Annotated in this window: 13 protein-coding genes; 7 read left to right on the forward strand and 6 right to left on the reverse strand. The window is 64.0% G+C overall.

From position 1 onward, the window contains the following. Positions 1-10: 10 nt before the first annotated feature. The 3 genes from JQ586_RS25795 to JQ586_RS25805 all read right to left on the reverse strand — a co-directional run bounded on the left by JQ586_RS25795 (position 11) and on the right by JQ586_RS25805 (position 4,898). On the reverse strand, positions 11-2,158 hold the full coding sequence (locus JQ586_RS25795) for an alkaline phosphatase family protein (protein WP_212397427.1): 2,148 nt from the start codon (positions 2,156-2,158) through the stop codon (positions 11-13). Further along, complete coding sequence (locus JQ586_RS25800; RefSeq protein ID WP_212397428.1) at positions 2,158-3,864, reverse strand: multicopper oxidase family protein; 1,707 nt, start codon at positions 3,862-3,864, stop codon at positions 2,158-2,160. Before JQ586_RS25800 ends, JQ586_RS25795 begins: the two co-directional genes overlap by 1 nt. Positions 3,865-4,241: 377 nt before the next feature. After that, positions 4,242-4,898, reverse strand: a complete 657-nt coding sequence (locus tag JQ586_RS25805) for a hypothetical protein (protein WP_212397429.1) — start codon at positions 4,896-4,898, stop codon at positions 4,242-4,244. Positions 4,899-5,270: 372 nt separating this feature from the next. Here JQ586_RS25805 and JQ586_RS25810 point away from each other — a divergent pair, with 372 nt between their 5' ends. The 7 genes from JQ586_RS25810 to JQ586_RS25840 all read left to right on the forward strand — a co-directional run bounded on the left by JQ586_RS25810 (position 5,271) and on the right by JQ586_RS25840 (position 13,454). Next, positions 5,271-5,645, forward strand: coding sequence for a hypothetical protein (locus JQ586_RS25810; RefSeq protein ID WP_312017024.1), 375 nt, complete (start codon positions 5,271-5,273; stop codon positions 5,643-5,645). A gap of 250 nt (positions 5,646-5,895) precedes the next feature. After that, complete coding sequence (locus JQ586_RS25815; protein ID WP_249148142.1) at positions 5,896-6,618, forward strand: TetR/AcrR family transcriptional regulator; 723 nt, start codon at positions 5,896-5,898, stop codon at positions 6,616-6,618. A gap of 20 nt (positions 6,619-6,638) precedes the next feature. Continuing rightward, positions 6,639-7,610 (forward strand): ABC transporter permease, encoded by a 972-nt coding sequence (locus JQ586_RS25820; protein ID WP_212397430.1) that lies wholly within the window; start codon positions 6,639-6,641, stop codon positions 7,608-7,610. A gap of 41 nt (positions 7,611-7,651) precedes the next feature. Further along, complete coding sequence (locus JQ586_RS25825; RefSeq protein WP_212397431.1) at positions 7,652-8,668, forward strand: sugar ABC transporter substrate-binding protein; 1,017 nt, start codon at positions 7,652-7,654, stop codon at positions 8,666-8,668. 75 nt (positions 8,669-8,743) lie between these two features. Continuing rightward, positions 8,744-10,867 (forward strand): ABC transporter permease subunit, encoded by a 2,124-nt coding sequence (locus JQ586_RS25830; protein WP_212397432.1) that lies wholly within the window; start codon positions 8,744-8,746, stop codon positions 10,865-10,867. Continuing rightward, complete coding sequence (locus JQ586_RS25835) at positions 10,864-11,961, forward strand: hypothetical protein (protein ID WP_212397433.1); 1,098 nt, start codon at positions 10,864-10,866, stop codon at positions 11,959-11,961. Before JQ586_RS25830 ends, JQ586_RS25835 begins: the two co-directional genes overlap by 4 nt. Further along, a complete protein-coding gene (locus JQ586_RS25840; RefSeq protein WP_212397434.1) occupies positions 11,958-13,454 on the forward strand; it encodes a sugar ABC transporter ATP-binding protein in 1,497 nt (498 codons plus the stop codon). The genes JQ586_RS25835 and JQ586_RS25840 overlap by 4 nt, the downstream gene beginning before the upstream one ends. A 25-nt stretch (positions 13,455-13,479) precedes the next feature. Here the strand turns inward: JQ586_RS25840 and JQ586_RS25845 are convergent, their stop codons facing one another. The 3 genes from JQ586_RS25845 to JQ586_RS25855 all read right to left on the reverse strand — a co-directional run bounded on the left by JQ586_RS25845 (position 13,480) and on the right by JQ586_RS25855 (position 17,418). Further along, positions 13,480-14,361: a WecB/TagA/CpsF family glycosyltransferase gene (locus JQ586_RS25845; RefSeq protein WP_212397435.1), complete on the reverse strand. Its 882-nt coding sequence runs from the start codon at positions 14,359-14,361 to the stop codon at positions 13,480-13,482. Positions 14,362-14,798: 437 nt separating this feature from the next. Beyond that, entirely contained in the window at positions 14,799-15,896 is a 1,098-nt protein-coding gene (locus JQ586_RS25850) for an ABC transporter ATP-binding protein (RefSeq protein WP_212397436.1), read from the reverse strand. Between the two features lie 82 nt (positions 15,897-15,978). Then, complete coding sequence (locus JQ586_RS25855; protein ID WP_409411013.1) at positions 15,979-17,418, reverse strand: extracellular solute-binding protein; 1,440 nt, start codon at positions 17,416-17,418, stop codon at positions 15,979-15,981. Positions 17,419-17,452: the final 34 nt, after the last annotated feature.

The following is a 17,452-nucleotide window of genomic DNA, read 5'->3' on the forward strand; positions in this document are numbered from 1 at the left end:
GCGGCTGACGTCAGTGATCCGAGTTGCCGTGACCGCCATCGTCGAAGTCGAAGAAGTCGAACAGATCGCTCAGCGCCGGGCTGTTGACCGGAACGTAGGGATTGTTCGGCACGACGACCGGGTTCGGGTAGTTGTCGCGGCTGCGGTTCGTGATCGGCTCCAGGCGCCAATTCCGCTCGATGAACTTGATGATCGAGACGTGGTCGGCGTAGCTGTGCGAGATGTGACCCTGCTTCACGCGCGGCGAGACCACGATCAGCGGAATACGGGGCCCGTCGCCGAAGAAGTCGAGCGGCTGCACGTAGCCCGAATCGAAGTAGCCGCCGCCTTCATCGAAGGTGATGAAGATCGCGGTATCCTTCGCGTAGTCGGATGCTTCGACCTGGTCGACGATCTTCTTCGCGAAACCCTCGAACAGATTGAGCTTGGAGGAATTCGGGTGACCATCGGTGAAGCCGCTCGGCTTCACGATCGACACTGCCGGCAGGGTGTGCTGGGAGATATCGGAGTACAGGTCGACCGAGTCATGGATATGGGCTGCGACCTGATCCGGGTGCGACATGATCGACCTGTCGTACTGGAACGGATTGCAGATGTTGCAATACTCGTCGGCGGTCGGGCCAGCGACACCCCAATTGATCTGGTACGGATCGTCGACGTAGTTGTTCCACTGATCGCCGTAGTACTTCCACGAGATGTGCCTGTCGTTCAGGCTGTCGCCGATGCTCCTCGTCGACGACGGCGGGATCGTGAACGGCGTGTTAGCCGGATTGGTGTCGGTATAGGCGTTCTTGCCGTTGCCGAAATAGCCAGGGTTGTAGTTGTTCATCAGATAATAGTGCCCCGGCTCGCAGTTGGGGTTGATCCGCAGCCCCGCGAGATAGTCCCGGATCGGCTTGACGCCGGGCTGGCTGGGATCGGAGCAGTTGGTGTAGGAGCCACCGCCGGAGACAGGGTTCGCGGAATAGGGCGGCGGAAAGCCACCGTTGCCGCCGGCGCCGTAGCCGTCCTGGATGTACCAGTTGTTGGTGCCCTTGGCAGGGTTGGGGTTCTCGATTTCATTGACGACGCCGGCGTCGGGCGTGCCGCCGAACACCTGCACGCCATTGGGTGGCGGGACCGCGATGCCCGATGCATCGATGAAGTGGATCATGTCGGCGTGGCCGAACATGATGTGGTTCGCACCGGTGCCGCCGTTGACCGATTGGTGGAAGTTGTCGCTCATCGCATACTTCTGCACGAGGCTCGTGAAATACGGCACGTCGCCCTTCTGCACGTTGTAGAAGCCGAGCGCCGTCGACCCCTCGCCCGTAGTCGTTGCGGTCGTCGAATATTCGGTCGAGAAGTTGGCCGGCTGCGCCGCTCCGTTGGCGCCGGCCCCGACAGTCACCTCGACCCAGGCGAACAGGTTGCCGTTGCAACCCGACGGATTGTCGCGGCTGGCAGCGGAATGGCTGCAGTTCAGCTGCTGCCACATCTGATAGAAGCGATGCACCGGGCTCGCCGCATAGGCGTCATAGGGCATCGTGTCGCCGTTGGTGAGCTGGAACGGACCGGCCGGCAGCGCGCTGACGTTGCTGATGCGCTGGTCGGCGGTCTTCGACGTCTGACCGGTGCCGCCGGTGAGCAGGTACTGGTAGTACTCGGAGGGCAGGCCGGATTCGGATTGCTGCGCCAGCGCAAGCGACGCCTCGCAGGTCGTGATCGGCGAGCTGCCGCACTGGTTGGGGATATAGGAGACCTTCGGACCGCCGACCAGCGGAGCCGGCAGCTGGTCCTTCGGGAACGACTGCTTCGGCGGGCTCAGCAGGAAAGCATCGTTCAGGCCGGTGTCGGTGGCGGCGAGTTGATGAGCCTTTTCGAAATTGGGTCCGGGGACGGCGTTCTTGTTGCCATCGAGCTTGACGATGCCCTGCGACAGCAGGTTCATCACGCTCTCGCCGGACCGGTTGGGCACATAGGTGGCGAACACGTGATCGAAGCTGCGGTTCTCGCCGATGATGACGATGACGTGCTTGATCGGTGTCCGGGATTCATGCTCCCCGAGGTGCCGCCCTTCGTCGGCGAGGACGGGGCCCGCGGTGAACTGGCCCAGCGCCAGCGCGCTCAGCGTAAGTCGGCAACCGTACAGCCAACGTGATTTGTGCCTGCTATGCATCAAAGCTCTCCTTTGGTCCTTTGGTTAGGTGGAGTAGTCGAACTCGCGGTGTTCGCCGGCACGACCCTGATCCGTCCCATCATGCCGCCGTCCTCGTGTTCGAGGACGTGACAGTGGTAGACAAAGGTGCCGATGATGTTGGGGTCGCGGAAATCCATGCGCAGGCGCACGCTGGGATATTTCAGCATGCGGCCGTTGTAGTAGGGAACGTTGACCGTATCGCGCAGGAACGGCTCATTGACCGCGATCCCGGACCAGTCGAGCAACTGGAAATGAAGCTGGTGGATGTGGAAATCATGCAGCTCCATCGAACGGTTCTCGATGATCCAGTCTTCGACCTCGCCTTGCTTCACGGTGATGTCCGGAACGTCGGATTGCGGGTCGAACGGTTTCGGCGTCTCGCCGTCGATGGTCATGAAGAACTTGGTCGGGCTGTTCGGGTCGTTCGGATTCTCCGGCTGCTCGGAGAAGAACAGCTTCCTGACGCGGACCGGTGCGACGTCCCCGACCCACGGCCGATCCGGTCGGGGCAGCGGCTCGGCATGCGCGGGCAGCGCGGCCTGCGGCTCGCCCGCATCCGCCGATGCCGTGATCGTCAGCAGAGCGCGGTTGGGATCGTTCTCGCCGGCGGGTCCGGTATCGACTGCGCGTGTCACCAGCAACGCCGATGCGCCGGCCGGCGGGCCCTCGACGATGAACTCGGCGCGCGAGCCAGGCGGCAGGCCGATATGGTTGACCCATTGCACTGACGGCGACGGGCTGCCGTGGAACTGCAGCGGCACCCCGTCGAGACCGACGATGCCGATCTGCTGTGGTGCGCGGCCGACCAGCAGGGCCAGGTTGAGATAGGTGATCGCGGACGCGTTCAGCACACGCCAGAGCTGCCGCTCGCCCGGCTTCATCGACAGTGTCGCCGGCGGATAGTTCGGATATGGCACCGGCACGAAGTTGACCGAAAGGTCCTTCGACGGCTTGCCGAAGCCGGTCCCGGAATTGGCGACGTCACCGTCACTGTCGAGCTGGCTCTTGGACATCACCGGCTCGGATTTCGACGGCTGTGCGTCGGGATTGGCGAGATCCTGGTCACGGATCACGAGCACACGCTCGGGCAATCCCGCGAGTGACGGATCGGCGCGCTCGATGCCTTCGATGATGATCGCGCCGGAAGCGCCGCCGAGCACCTGCGTCTTGCTGAAGCCGTGAAGATGCGGGTGATACCAATAGAGGCCTGGGGGCGCGTCGTCCGGGATACGCAGGCGATACTCGAACGGCGCGTCATCGGGCTGGATCGAGGTCTTCAGCACATCGTCCTGGTGACAGACCGGCGGCACGGTCAGTCCATGGAAGTGCAGATTGGTCGAGATCGGCGTCATCGCGCCGCTTTCGCAGGGATTGGCCGCCTTTTTTGCCGTGCAGATCGGCGCGCCGGCGAGCGCCCGGTCAATCGCAGGCGTTGCCGTATCGAGGTCGACGAGGTCGTTCTTGAAATGGATGACCAGTTGGTCGCCCGGTTTGAGGCGCAGGGTCGGCGATGGCTTCCCGTCTGATGTCAGATAGCAGTAGCGGGTCGTTCCGTCCGGCAGCTTCTCATCGTGGACACTGAGGTCGGTTTCGAGGATGCCGTCATGGCTGCGCAATTCCGCCGGTTCAGCAATCGCACTCCCGGGTCCGGGGCGGTCGCAAACATCCTGCGGCGCGCGCTGCATTTCGGTAGGGCTCGTTGCGCCGAGCCAGGCCGTTACGCCACTCACCGCCAGCCCGAGGCAAGCTGCGACGAGGACACGGAAAATGGTCGAATACCGTCGAAACACGCCGCCCCGCCAAATAGGTGCGGCCGTCAGGCGCGCGACAACGCGCTGAGGCCAACGATGGCTTCAGCCCGCTGTTGCGACTGCGGTCGCTAACAAGTGCTTTTTTTGACGAAGTCGACGCTACATGCGCGTTGTTGCGGTATTCTGGCAGGTTTCTAACAGGCAAATGACAGTGGATTGCGACATATGGGCACGGAACTTTTGTCGAAGAAGCTGACGCCGCTACGGGCAGCAGGGCTGGCGGGCAGCGAAGCGAGGAATTTTCGAAAGTCTCAGCGCCGCTTCAACTCGGCCAGCGGCGTCGAGCCGTCGATATTGGCGGGCGTCGGCGGCACCTGACCATTGGCGCGATCATTGGCGCCTTGCGCAGGTGCCGGCAATGTCAGCACAATGCTGTCTCGATCCTTCTCCATCGTCGCCTCGCGGCTCCGGATCGTGCGCAGCTTCCAGCCCTGATAGTCGTCGTCGAGCCTCAATCGAAGCGATCGTTTGGTCGACTGATCGAGAAATATACCGAAGCTCTCCTCGTCGCTCGCAATCGTTCCGACCAGCGACAATGGCGGCGGCACGGCTTCCTTGGTCTGCGGCGGTGGCGGCGGCGGCGCAGGCGCCGGCTCCGCGGCCAGCACTGGAGGCGGTGGGCGGCGCGTCGCGGAAAAGATCGGACGATCTCGCGTGGCCGACAATCGCGTCAGCGGAATCGCCCACAGCGGGTTGCCGCTCAGCGGTCGCTGCGGCTCCGGTCGCTGCGTGAAAGCACGGACGGATGTCACCCGTTCGCCGGATGATGGCGTGAGCCGCGTTTCCTCGGCGATCCCGGGATCAAGGGCGTCGGTCGTGATCGCAACAGCCGCTGCCGCAACAGCATGAGGCGACGACGCGAGCATCACGAAAGCGATTGTGACGTGGTGTATCGCGCGGCAGATCATCTGAGCCCTCGGCGCCTCGACACTGCGGCGGAACCCGCGATCTGCCGGGGTTCACCGGAAAAAGCCATTCCCGCCACGTTACAACCGAAGCGCGAGATGGCCGAGCGACAATTCGTGAGCAAGGAAGTGTTGCGGCCTCGCGCGGCATTGCCGCGGAGGTCGTGCTCAACAGGCGGTAAATAAAGCGATGACGATTCTACCTGTCACGTCCGCCTGCGACCGGCTACGATGTCGGTGTCGTCTTTGCCGTTCATGACTGCGAGGTCGCGGTCGACAGGGAGACCGGGCATGTCGAGGTGCTGAGCTATCGCGTGGTCCAGGACTCGTGCGCTGAACCGGCGCGCGATCTATGGCCAGATCCAGGGCGGCGTCGTGCAAGGCCTCGGCTACGCCCTGCACGAAGAGGTGACCATCGGGTCCAACGGATGCGTCCGCCAGACCGGCTTCGAGACCTATCGCGTGCTGCTGGCGCTCGACGTCGTTCCGGTCGAAATCAGCCTGTACGAAGGCGCGCCATCGATCGGGCCGCTCGGAACCAAGGGCGCCGGCGAGGTTCCGATCCTCAATGTCGGCGCCGCCATTGCGTGCGCCGTCGCCAACGCGACCGGAAAGCGCGTCCAGGAGCTGCCGCTCACGCCCCCGCGGGTACTCGAACTTCTGCTCGACCGCAACCGGCCGCTCTCACTGCCGCACATCGCCGATGCCTGGGCGAATAATCTCGTGCGCCCGCACGGCACGGCCGGATAGTGCTCGAACGGCGGATTCCCGGGGATCAGGGCCGGCACACCTGGCGCCAATGCGCATTTCCCGTGCAGCGCACAGAAAAAAAGAACGGGCGCTCGCTCAGAAAATTTTCGCCGCCCCCTTTTCCGATGGCCGCGCTCTGCGCTAGGAATGATGCAAGGGCGCAAAGCCCGCGCTCGGACCCAAGCAATGGATGGGTACGAGACGACATATCAGGGGAGGCAGCGTGGCTCTCGCGCGCCAACGGCCAGGAATGACTGCTGCGTTCGCGATGGACGCGCTTTGCGCGCGCATCCTCGAGCGCCACAGGGATTCCATAAAGGTCCAGAAGCCCCACCTCGCCGTCCCCAACCTGACGCGCATCATCGGCGCGACGCTCACTTTGTCCAACAAGCACGGGTTTCACGCGACGACGCTGCGCCAGCTTGCCGAAGCCTCCGGGCTGAGCATGGGCGGCCTCTATACCTATTTCGACAGCAAGCCGACGCTGCTGGCCATGATCCTCGGCGAGGTTGCGGAGACGGTGAACGAAGTCCTCACCGCGCCTCCCGCCGACGTCCGGCAGGACGCCCGCAAGCATCTGCACTGGTTCATCGCGACCCATGTTCGCATGAGCGAGGCGATGCAGCCCTGGTTCGTCTTCTCCTTCATGGAGGCGAAGTCGTTTCCGCCGGCGGAACGCCAGCGCGCTATCGACATGGAGGTGATGACCGAAAGGATCATCGCCGACATCATCAAGCAGGGTGTCGCCGGCGGAGTCTTCTCCGTCGACCAGGTCACGCTCACCGCATCGCTGATCAAGCCGCTGCTGCAGGACTGGTACGTCAAGCGCGCGAAATACCGCCGGCGCGGCACCTCGATCGAGGCCTACATCAACGCCGTCGGAACGTTCGTCGACGCCGCGCTGTCGGCGCCGAGCCGCAGCCGCACGACGGCGGGTTCCCGCTCAAAATCCAGGCCGATGGCGCACCCATAGCCCGTAACAAGGACCAGGCGATGAAGCGTTTTCGATTCAATCAGCAGGAGATCGTCTTCGCCGTCTTCGCCATCCTGTTCCTCGTGTTCTCGATTTTCCTGCGCGGTTTCCTGACGCCCGAGAACATGCTGACGCTGCTGCAGAACGTCGCCGTGCTCGGCATCCTCGGTCTTGCCATGGCGATCGTCGTGATCGGCCGCGGCATCGACATCTCGCTGATCGCAGCGCTCGCGGTGCCCCCGGGCCTCGTGCTGCAGATGGTGCAGAACGGCCACTCGCTGACGGCGTCGGTGCTGACGGCGGTGCTGCTGACGATCGCCTTCGGCCTCGTCAATGGCTGGCTGATCGCCTATGCCGAAGTCCCTTCCCTGTTCGCGACGCTGGCGACCGGCCTTCTGCTTGCCGGACTCGGACAGGCCGCGCTGTTCCAGCTCGACGTCGTGCAATGGAGTGACGGCATGGCCGGCTTCGAGCGGCTCGGACAAGGCACCATCCTCGGCATCCCGACCTCGATCGTGATGTTCGCGCTCGCCTGCATCGTGGTCGCGTTCCTGCTGCGCCGGACCCGCTGGGGTGCCTACATCTACGCGATCGGCGACAACCCCTATGCGGCCCGCGTCACCGGCATTCCGTCGCGGCCGATCATCGTCCTGCAATATGTGATTGCCGCGCTGATCGGCTGCTTCGCCGGACTCGTGATGGCGGCGTCCGTGAACTCGATGCCGACCCGGATCTTCAACTCGACCCTGATCTACGACGTGATCCTGGTCGTCGTGCTCGGCGGTATCGGCCTGTCGGGCGGCCGCGGCGGCGTGCTCAATGTCATCATCGGGACGCTGCTGATCGGTACCATGCTCAACGGCATGACCATCATGGATATCTCCTACGCCGGGCAAAACCTCGTCAAGGGCGTGGTCCTGCTGCTCGCGGTCATAACGGATTCGTTCCTGAATCCGCGCAACGAAGAAACGGCACAGCAGGGCGACATCTGAGTGAAGCGATGAGAACACCAACCAAACCCATGGAGGAAGCAATGAAGCGCGTTGTCAGTTCTGCCAAGGTCATCGTTGCGGCGTTAGGGCTTGCGGCCATCGCCGCGCCGGCCCTGGCGCAGCAGGGACTCGACGAGCCGTTCCAGAAACCGTTCAAGGAAGCTCTCGCCGGCAAGACGGTCGCCTATGTTCCGGTCGCCATGAATTTCGACCTGACCGAAGGCTGGTACGCCGGCATGAAGAAGGAGCTCGAGCCCTACGGCGTGAAGTTCGAGATCCGTGACCCGAACTGGAACACCAATGCCGGCGCGCAGGCGGTGACCTCGCTGATCTCCGAGAAGCCGGCCGTGATGATCATCCACAATCCGGACGTGCAGACCTATGCGAAGCTGCTGCAGCGTGCCGAGAATGAGGGCATCTACGTCATCCAGATCAACATGGGCTCGGCCTATCGCAGCTCGGCCTTCGTCGGCGCCAACTGGATCGAGATCGGCGAGCGGGACACCGATGCGGTGGTCAAGTCCTGCCAGGGCAAGTCGAACAAGATCGCGATCGTGCAGGGCGCACTGTCGGCGGCGGCGAGCGCCTACACGCTGAAGGGAGTCGAGAACGTTCTCGCCAAGCATCCGGAGATCAAGGTGGTATCGAGCCAGGCGGCGGATTGGGATGCGGCGAAGGCCAAGGCGATCACCCAGACCGTGCTCAAGCAGAATCCGGACCTCTGCGGCATCGTCGGCTTCTGGGACGGCATGGACATCGGCACCGCGGCGGCGGTCAAGGAAGCCGGCCTCACCGGAAAGGTGTTCGTCGCGACCTCCGGCGGCGGCGAGCGCAAGGGCGCCTGCGAGCTCGTCAAGTCCGGCGCCTTCGACCTCAACCTGAGCTACGACGTGCCGACGCAGGCCGCTGATCTCGCCGCCATGATCAAGTGGCTGCTGTCGTCCGGTGCCAAGGCCGGCTCGGTCAAGGGATCGGCCTACACCACGCTGGTGCCGATCACCAAGGAGAACGCCGACAGCGCGACCGCCTGCTGGAATCTCAGCGATCTGAAGAAATAGTCCGGCCCCCTCCGCATGGCGTCCCGGATCCGGCTGACCCGGGACGCCAATCACCGATATCCAACGCCTGCTGGAATGCCGATGCGCGACACCCTGACGAGCCTGCGTTACCGCTATTGGCCTGATCATCTGCTCGGAGAGATCCTGTCCAAGCGGTGGACCGAGACCGCGATCCCGGTCATCCTCCTGCTGATTGTCGGCTTCGCGCTCAGCCAGTCCATCGATCATTTCCTGTCGCCGGCGAGCCTTGCCGATACCGCGCGCCAGGCCGGCGAGATCGGCTTCATCGGTCTCGGCATGGCGCTCGTCGTCATCGTTGGCGGCATTGACCTTTCGGTCGGGTCGATCTTCGCGCTGACGGATTTCTGCGCGCTCTATCTGCTCGACGTGCTCAACTGGCCGGTGCCCGCGGTGGTCGCCGCCACCCTCGTCTGCGGCGCGCTGTTGGGTGCCGTCAACGGCGTCCTGATCGGCTATATGCGCTTGCGCGCCTTCATCACCACGCTGATCACCCTGATCATCTACCGCTCGGCCTTCGACCTGCTGATCCAGCGCTACTCCAACGCCATTGCCGCCGCCTTCCCCGACATCCCCTCCTGGAACTTCATCGGCGGCGGCGACGTGTTCGGCATTCCGAGCGTGGCACTGGTCTATATCGCGATCGCCATCTTCGGCCACATCTTCATGACGCGGCTGCGCCCGGGCTGGCACATTACCGCGATCGGCGGCTCGCGCCGCTCGGCCTATAACTCCGGCATTCCGGTTCGCCGCACCATCGCGCTTTGCTACGTCGCGAGCGGCGTGCTCACCAGCATCGCCGCGCTGTTCTTCGCCGCGCGTCTCGGCACTGTCGGCGGCGACATCGGCGTCGGCCTCGAGGTGATCGTGCTGACCGCGACCGTGCTCGGCGGCATCACTCTCGGCGGCGGCAAGGGCTCGGTCGCCAAATCGCTGGTCGGCGTCCTGATCGTGCTGCTGATCACCAACGGCCTGACGACGCTCAATGCGCGCGGCGGCATCAACCGCATGGCGCTCGCCGGCATCCTGCTGGTCGCCGCCATGGTCGACATCCGCTGGCAGAAGAACCGCACCCGCATCATCAGCAAGGTCTATGTCGCGCCGACCTATCACGCGCTCCCGCCACCGCCGGCAACCGAGATCGGCCGGGGCGGCCCGTTCGAGCAGAACGACAAGCTGCGCGATGTCACGCTGATCGGCCTCGGCCGCATCGAGGCGCCGGAGGACGTGATCCTCGACCGCAACGACAATCTCTACGCCGGCTCGCGCCATGGCGACATCATCCGCTTCTTCGCACCGGACTATCAGCGGATGGAGGTGTTCGCCCATATCGGCGGCCAGCCGCTCGGCATGGCCTTCGACCGGCAGGACAATCTCTATGTCTGCATCGGCGGCATGGGGCTTTACCGCATCAAGCCCGACGGCACCGTCGAGAAGGCCACCGACGAGACCAACCGCAGCATGCATTCGGTCAACGACGACAGCCGCCTGCGGCTCGCCGACGACCTCGACATCACCGATGACGGACTGATCTTCTTCTCCGAAGCCACCGTGCGCTACGAAATGGACGAGTGGCCGATCGACGGCCTCGAGGCGCGCGGCAACGGCCGCATCATCTGCTACGACACCAAGACCGGCAACACCCATACCGCACTGCGCGGTCTCAAATTCCCGAACGGGATCTGCGTCGCCAGCGACGGCCAGTCGATCCTGTTCGCCGAAACCTTCGGCTGCTCGATCAAGCGCTTCTGGTTTGCCGGCGCCAAGAAGGGCACGGTCGAGGTCGTTATGGACAATCTGCCCGGCTATCCTGACAACATCAATCTCGCCTCGGACGGCAATTACTGGCTGGCGCTGGTCGGGATGCGCAGCCCCTCGCTCGACCTCGCCTGGAAGATGCCCGGCTTCCGCCGCCGCATGGCCAAGCGGGTTCCGGTCGACGAATGGCTGTTCCCCAACATCAACACCGGCTGCGTCGTCAAGTTCAACGAGCAGGGCAAGATACTCGAATCGTTCTGGGACCTGCGCGGCGAAAATCACCCGATGATCACGTCGATGCGTGAGCATCGCGGCTATCTCTATCTCGGCGGCATCGCCAACAACCGGATCGGCCGCTACAAGCTCGACAACGCCGACCCGAACTACGTGCAGTATGACAGGCGATGGGGGAAGCTGTCGTGATTGCGGCCGTCAGAGATTTCGCCAACCGCTTCCTCGGGCGCGGCGAAGCCACCATCACCGTGCCGTCCTTCGACGGCGCGCTGAAGCCGAACCAGAAGCTGGAGTCCGCGACGACCTTGCTGGAATGCGAGGCGCCCGAGGATTTCGCAACCGATGGCCGCAACCTCTATCTCGCCGACGGCCGGCGCCTGCTGCGCCTCGACGGCAGCACGGCAACGGAAATCCGCAGCTTCGAGCAGCCGATCTCGGCACTGTGCTCACTTGCGAACGGAGGCATTGCGGTCGCGCTCGGCGGCCGCGAGGTGAGCCTCTATTCCGATCCCGCGTCGAGCGCGCCGAGCCTGACTTTCAACGACGCCACCTTCAACGCTATCAACGCGCTGGCGCTGGCGAGCGACGGCGCCCTGATCGCGACCGACGGCTCCATCACCTGTGGCGTCGACGACTGGCCACGCGACCTGATGGAACTCAACCGCAGCGGCCGCGTCTTCCGGCTCGATCCCAGGACCGGATCGGCCAAGCCGATTGCCTCCCGGCTCGGTTACGCCTTCGGTACCTGCGCACACAGGGACGGGGTGCTGGTCAGCGAGAGCTGGCGCCATCGTCTTGTTTTCGTCAGGGACGGACAGTCGCCGCAGGTCGTGCTGGGTCACCTCCCCGTCTATCCGTCGCGGCTGTCGAAGGCGGCCGGCGGCGGCTATTGGCTGACGGCCTTCACGGCGCGCACCCAGCTCATCGAGTTCGTGCTGCGCGAGCCGGCCTACCGGCGACGCATGATGGCCGAGATCGATCCGGCCTATTGGGTCGCGCCCCGCCTGCGCTCGGGCTTCTCGTTCAAGGAGCCGATGCAAGGCGCACACATCAAGACCATGGGCGTCATCAAGCCGTGGGCGCCGCCGCGTTCCTATGGCCTCGTCATTCGCCTTGGCGAAGACGGCAAGCCGCTCTACTCGCTGCACAGCCGGGTCGACGGCATCAATCACGGCGTCGTCGCGGCCGTCGAGGTCGGCAGCGACCTCATGCTGATTGCCAAGGGACCGGGCCGAATCCTGAAACTGCCCCTGGCCGGGCTTGCCGAGGAGTTCGGCGCATGACCGACATCGTGTTGTCCCTGCGCAAGGCGACCAAGCTCTATGCCGGCGTCCCCGCCATCGAGGGCGTCGACTTCGATCTCCGCCGCGGCGAGATCCACGCGCTGGTCGGCGAGAACGGCGCCGGCAAGTCGACCCTCACAAAGGTCATGGCTGGTGTCGTGACATTGACCTCGGGCAGCATGACTGTCGACGGCGCGGAGGTCACCCCACGAACGCCGCTGGAGGCCCGCAACCTCGGCATCGCCATGGTATTCCAGGAAAACAGCCTGGTGCCGACCATGACCGTGGCGCAGAATCTCTTCCTCGGGCAGGAGAAGTTCTACAATCGCCTGCGCGGCATCTACATCGCCGCACAGCAATTCCTGCAATCGCTCAATTTCGACGTCACGCCGACCGCGACCGTCGGTGCACTTGGCGCCGCCAAGAAGCAGATGGTGGAGATTGCGCGCGCGGTCCTGCACAAGGCCAAGGTGATCATCTTCGACGAGCCGACCGCAACCCTTACTCCGGAGGAGAAGAAATACTTCTTCGACCTCGTCCGTGACCTGAAGAAGCGCGGCGTCTCGATCGTCTTCATATCGCATGCGCTGGAGGAGGCGCTGCTGCTTGCCGACCGCATTACCGTGCTGCGCGACGGCAAGCACGTCGTCACCGACGACGCCGCAAAGTTCGATCGCGCGGCGATCGTGCAGGCAATGGTCGGGCGCGACCTCTCCAATACCCTTTACGGCGCAAGGAAGAGCAGCGTTCGTCCGGCCGGTGCGCGCGTTCTCACGGTGCAAAATCTCAAGATGGCGCCGATGGTGAAGAACAATTCGCTGTCGGTGTTTGCCGGCCAGATCACCGGCGTGTTCGGCCTCGTCGGCGCCGGCCGGACCGAGACGTTCAAGATCGTCTCGGGCGTATTGAAGCGCGATTTCTTCCATGGCGGCGAGATCCTGCTGCACGACAAGCCGGTGCGTTACCGCGTGCCCGCGCCCGCCGTGAAGGCCGGCATCGCCTATGTAACCGAGGATCGCAAGGTCGAGGGCTTCTTCGAGACCTCCTCGATCGCCCGCAACATCTATCTCGGGCTGCTCTCCAAGTTCCCGAGAGGACGGATGATGCTGTCACGGCGCGAGACCAACAAGGTCGGCAAGTCCTGGATCGAACGGCTGAAGGTGCGCGCCATCGGCGACGAGGCCAAGGTCGTCGAGCTCTCGGGCGGCAACCAGCAGAAGGTCGTGATCGCCAAATCGCTGGTGCAGGAGCCGGACCTGATCATCTTCGACGAGCCGACGCGCGGTGTCGACGTCGGCGCCATCGTCGAGATCCACGAGCTGATCAACCACCTCGCCGACGAAGGCAAGGCGGTGGTGGTGATCTCGTCCTACCTGCCCGAGATCATGGCGCTCTCCGACCGCATCCTGGTATCGCGACAGGGCAAGGTGGTCGAGGAGTTCTCCGCGCTGGAAGCGACGGAGGAGAGGATCATGTACGCGGCCATCCATTGATCGGTGAAGCTATCCCGCCTCGGGGTCACCTCAAGGCCGAGACAGGATCGGTCGGATCGGAGGGCACGTCGCATTCATCGCCTCTGGTCGGCGTGATCCCGGTGGTGAGCGGAGGCCGGGTCTGGTGGAAAAGCAGATAGAGCGCGCGTGGATTGGTCGTCAGATAGCGCCAGAGCAATCGGCGCGGCTCGAGCCAGACCCGCCAGGCCCATTCCAGTCCCACGTGCTGCATCCATTTCGGCGCTCGCGCGTGGCGGCCAGACAGGAAGTTGAACAATCCTCCCGACGTCTTGATGGCGCCCACATTGCCGAGCCGCGGCATGAACTCTTCGACGAACGCCTGCTCGTGGGGCACGCCAAGTCCGACCCAGAGGAAGGCCGGCGCCAGAGCGTTGATCTCGTCGACCTTGGACTGCAACGCCTCGCCGCGAAGATAGCCATGCGAATGGCCGATGATCTTGAGCCTCGGATACATCCTGCGGACGTTGTCGACCGCCGCCCGGTTCTCGGCTTCATTGGCACCGAACATGTAGAAGCTCAGCCCCTGCGCCTCTGCTTTGCGCGCAACGACATGGAACAGGTCCGTCGTGGCGACGCGTTCTGGAAGCGGCTTCGGCAGCCTCAGCTTCGATACGGTGACCAGCGGCTGGCCGTCGGCGTTGATCAGATCGGCGGCGCGAAACAGCCGGTCGATCATCGGTTCGGTCGAACAGCGCGACAGCACCTCGCCATTCGCCGAAGTCAGATACAGGGGCCGGCCGACGCGTCGACGCGGATGCACCATGTCGATCATGAAGTCAGCGGTTTGCTCGAGATCAAGCACCGCCAGTCGCAGGCCGCCGATCGTCGCCCTGGGGACACTTGCGGTCGCAGCCCTGCCGACCGGGTTGGCGCGCCGGTCGCGCACGCCCGCCATTCCAGTCCGCGTTGATGATCGTGCGCGTACGTCCGCGGCGGGTGCCGCCGGCATGCCGGGCGAAGTGTCGTGAATCCGGACAGGCGGGACAACCTTACCGGAATCGGCACACCGAGCGTGTGCAAGGTCATCTCGCGGCACTAAAATAGTGTCGAAGACGCAGGCTTTTTGACTTTGGCTCAAGATACTCACCGGACTTCCAATGCTTGCGCGAATGGAACTGCAATATCCGGTCCAGATCCGCCTTCGCTGCCACGTGGATCTGCGGTGGCCGCACGGCGTCGTTAACCATGGCGGCACGAAATGCGAGCCCGGCCGTACATCGAAAACAACGGCGGTCACCGTTTTGGGATTGGCATCACGCGGCGGCAGCGAAGGTGATTGCAAGGCGCGCGCAATGCCACGCAGATCGCCGCGATCGTGGGACGTCACGCCGCCGCAATTGCCTGTCCTGACGCACGATCGAACAGATGGGTGCGCCGGAGATCAAGGGCCAACTCGAAGGGACGATCGGGCTCGGCGGCGACGCCGACCGGCATCTGCGCCGTGAATGGAAAGGCGCCGACGCTGCCGATCACAAGCGTATGCGGTCCGAGCGGCTCGACGTCCTTCACGACCATGCGGATCGAAGTGCCCGCCGGACCGCCCTGGTGCAGGACATGGTCGGGCCGCACGCCCAGCACCACCGGCTTGCCGACGTGAGCCCCATAGGCCGCCTCGCGGGACTTCGGCAAGATCAGCCCCGTGCCTGACGGTTCGGCAAAGACCAGCGCGCCATCGCGGGCGGCGATCTCGCCATGGATGAAGTTCATGCTGGGCGCGCCGATGAATCCGGCAACGAAGAGATTGGCGGGCTTCTCGTAGATCGTGATCGGATCGGCCGCCTGCTCGATCCGCCCGCGGTTCATCACCACGACGCGGTCAGCCATGGTCATGGCCTCGACCTGGTCGTGCGTCACATAGACGATCGTCTTGGCGAGCCTGCGATGCAGCGCCTTTATCTCGGTGCGCATCTCGATCCTGAGCTTGGCGTCGAGATTGGACAGCGGCTCGTCGAACAGGAAGACGTCAGGACTGCGCACGATGGCGCGGCCAATCGCGACGCGCTGGCGCTGGCCGCCCGAGAGCTGCTTGGGGCGGCGGTCGAGATATTGCTCGAGATCGAGCACGCGCGCGACGTCCTTGACCGCCTTGTCGATGCTGGCGCGGGACTCGCCGCGCACCTTCATGCCGTAGCCGATGTTCTCGCCGACCGTCATGTGCGGGTAGAGCGCATAGTTCTGGAACACCATTGCGCAATTGCGCAGGCCCGGGCGCAGCTCCGTCACATCACGGCTGCCGATCCGGATCGTCCCGCTGGTGACGGTCTCGAGCCCCGCGACCATCCGCAGGGTCGTGGTCTTGCCGCAGCCGGACGGCCCGACCAGCACGACAAACTCCTCGTCGGCCACGTTGAGATCGAGCCCCTCGATGATCTTGTAGGGGCCGTAGGCCTTGCTGACATTCTCGATCTCGACGTGCGCCATGGAGTGGTTTTCTGTCTCTCGCAGAGTAAGCGTTGAGGCCCGGACGACGCTCGCGCGTCACCCGGGTCCTTTCATTAGCATGCTAGTTCTTGGGTGGCAGGCCCATCGCCGCACGATAGGCGGCGAGCTGCTTGGCCCGGCCGAACTCGTCGGTCAGCCGGTTCCACTCCTTCGCCATCGCATCGAGCGCAGCCTGCGGCGTGGTCTGGCCGGCCAGCGCCTTGCCGAGCTCGATTTCGACCACCTCGGTGTAGGAGAAATAGCCGGGCAGACGCATGTCGAGCGCGACGTTCTTGGCGTTGATCGAGTCCGACTGCGCGCCGAGATATTCCTTGGCCTCTTCAGGCGTGAAGATCTTGCTCCAAAGCTGCAGATTGGCCGTGTGCGATTTGCGATAGGGGTTGACGCCGCTGCCGCCGGTGATCGCCGCCTGGCCCGAGACTTCGGGGCTGGTCAGCGTCTTGACGAAGTCCCATGCCGCCTGCTGGTTCTTGCCTGCCTTCGGCACCGCGATCTGCCAGCCGCCGAACGCCATGAACGGACCGGGCAGCACGGACGGGAACTTGTCCCACGTCTTTGTCTTGGCGTTCCATATCTGGTCCGATCCGGGCAGCATCGCCGAGCCGACCTTGCCCGAAATCTTCGACTGCTTGGGGTCGGCCGCAATCACGCCGGTATCGCCCCAGCCGATCGACTCCGCCACCTGGCCGCCGGCCACCGCCGCGTTCACCTCGCCGAACGAGAAGTTCAGCGCGTTCGGCGGTCCGAGCTTGGAGGCGCGGATATATTCCTCAAGCCCCTTCACCCAGCCCGGATTGTTGATCTGGGCGTCCATGGTTTCGGGGTCGAAGAACATCGCGCCCGGATAATTCGGGTTGTTGGTGTAGGCCGCTGCGTGGCTGAAGAAGAACCAGAACTGCTGGCCGCCGCGGCGGAAGGCTTCCGCCGTCCCCCACAGCCCCTTGTCGGGACGCTGGAAGAACTCGGCGATGTCGAGATACTGCTTCCAGGTCTTCGGCGGCGCGAGGTCGTAGCCATATTTGGCCTTGAAGGCGTCCTTCTCCTTGGGATCGCTGAACAGATCGGTGCGATAGGTGTAGGTGTGGACATCGCCGTCCATCGATTGCGAATAGATCTTGCCTTCCCACACCATCAGCCGTTCGCGATAGGCGGGCTCGATGTCGTCCCAATCCTTGCCGGACTGCATGTCCTTCGGCATCTCGCTGAGATACGGAACGAAGTCCGGCAGCCAGGCCGGCGCGAAGCTGACCAGATCGAATGTCGCATCCGACGCGGTGAGCGAGGTCGCGATCTTCGGGTAGAGCTCCGACCACGGAAACTCCACGACATTGACCTTGCCGCAGGTCTTCTTGGCCCATTCGTCGGCACCGGCCTTGAGCGCGGACGCAATGTAGGGCCCGGTCTGCGATGCCACCGTAAGCGTGACACCCGTATAGTCCGGGCTGCAGGCCGCATTTGCCTGACTCACGGCACAGGCAGTCGCGAGTGAGGTCGCAAGCATCAGGAACGTTCGTCGCAACATGGTCTAGTCCTCC

This window comes from Bradyrhizobium jicamae, from assembly GCF_018130215.1.
Classification (GTDB): Bacteria; Pseudomonadota; Alphaproteobacteria; order Rhizobiales; family Xanthobacteraceae; genus Bradyrhizobium; species Bradyrhizobium jicamae_A.